The sequence below is a fragment of the Calditrichota bacterium genome (genome assembly GCA_013152715.1).
Lineage (GTDB): Bacteria > Zhuqueibacterota > Zhuqueibacteria > Thermofontimicrobiales > Thermofontimicrobiaceae > 4484-87.
The window spans coordinates 1-1,540 of record JAADFU010000180.1 but is presented as its reverse complement, the minus strand read 5'-3'; the positions used below and the strand labels follow the sequence as shown (position 1 = coordinate 1,540).

General features: G+C 47.4%; 2 protein-coding genes. Both read right to left on the bottom strand.

Features of this window, described 5'->3' with window-relative positions:
• Positions 1 to 127: 127 nt before the first annotated feature.
• The gene (locus tag GXO74_13430) at positions 128 to 958 is read right to left on the bottom strand and encodes an ABC transporter permease subunit (protein ID NOZ62667.1); all 831 of its coding nucleotides are present in this window, start codon (positions 956 to 958) and stop codon (positions 128 to 130) included.
• 4 nt (positions 959 to 962) lie between these two features.
• A partial coding sequence (locus tag GXO74_13425; protein NOZ62666.1) for an ATP-binding cassette domain-containing protein occupies positions 963 to 1,540 on the bottom strand: 578 nt, incomplete at its 5' end.

The following is a 1,540-nucleotide window of genomic DNA, read 5'->3' as shown; positions in this document are numbered from 1 at the left end:
TTCAGGTCAAAAACTTTGTACTTCAAGACCTGATCCGGCAGATGAATGTCCTGAACATCGAACGAAATTGCCAGAATTTGATACGAGAAAAAGAGAAGGAAAAATGTCGTCAAGACAGCAATTTTTTTCATGCCATAACGTCCTTTCGGTTGAAAATGTAATTCGCCGCAGCCCAGAAAAGAAAGATTGAAAAGCCAGTGACGCCGAGACACCAGAATAGTTTCGGCGTCCACGGCGATGAGAGCCCGTGGGCAATTTCTTTGGCTGTGTCAATGGGGAAAGAAGTATAGCTGGTGAATAAAAATTTTTGAATCGGGTCAAATTGTCCCAGAATGTTGAAAATGAAATAGATGATCAGACTGGCGCCGATGGCGAGAGCAGCTCGCGGAAGAATCACTGCCATGGCAGCGCCGAAAATTCCCACTGCGCTCAGTGTAATCGTGCTGAGCAAAAACGCAGCGAGAAAAGAGAAAATCAATTTGCCCTGCGAGGCAAGGACATAGCCGCGTTCTTCCAACTGGCTCAATGGCGCCATGCTTGCGCCGGCGATGAGGCTGGTGATGAAAAGGGCGGTTGCAAGAACAAAACTAATAATAAAAATTGTGAAAAATTTCCCCAGAAGAAATTCGGTCCGCGTCACCGGAGCTGTGAGCATGGTTTTGATGGTGCGGTCGGTGAACTCATCTGCTATCAATTGAACCGAAAAAATGAGCATCACCAGCGCCGCAATTTTCATTGTCCACGAAGCGGCAAAAGTGGCGATTTGCCAGCCATTGGCAGCGCCCATGCTCAAAATGGATGCGTCTGAAAGTTTTTCTCTGAAAAATGCGGAAAATAGGGCAAAGATGATGACGAAAATCAATGCCACGTAAGGGAATTTCTGTCGCCGCAATTTGGCTATTTCCACAGAGATGCAGGCAAAAATTTTTCCTTCAGCAATAGTATTTTTTTTATCCATGGGTTCAATTCGTTTTTGTTCGTGTGATTCTCAAAAAAAGCTGTTCCAGATTTTCGTCTTCGGGTAAAATCAATTCTTTCACCGCTCCCGCGGCAATAGTCTTTCCCTTGTTCAAAATGAACACCCGATCGCAGAGCATCTCCATCTCCGAGAGCAGATGGCTGGAGAGCAAAACAGCCGTGCCGGTTTCTTTCGCCAGGGAGCGGATGAATTCCCTGATTTCGATCATGCCTTCGGGATCGAGTCCGTTGGTGGGCTCGTCGAGGATGACAATCGGCGGTTGACGCAAAATTGCTGCGGCAATGCCCAAACGCTGGCGCATGCCCTGGGAGTATTTTTTCACAGCATCGTCAGCGCGGTCGAGCAACTTGACCTGACGGAGTACGTTGTCTATTTTTTCATCTGCTTTTTTGGCATCAGAAAGCCGCAGCAGCAATTGCAAATTTTGCCGCGCCGAAAGATAGCCGTAAAATGCGGGAATTTCGATAAGACTGCCGATGCGCGAAATAGCATCGCGAAATCGCTGCCGGAGATCAAATCCGGCGATAGAAATTTCCCCGGTATCAGGATAAATGAGCCCGA

Bases quoted from the DNA above. Each gene is read 5' to 3' on its own strand.
- GXO74_13430 (NOZ62667.1), bottom strand. From the start codon at position 958: ATGGATAAAAAAAATACTATTGCTGAAGGAAAAATTTTTGCCTGCATC.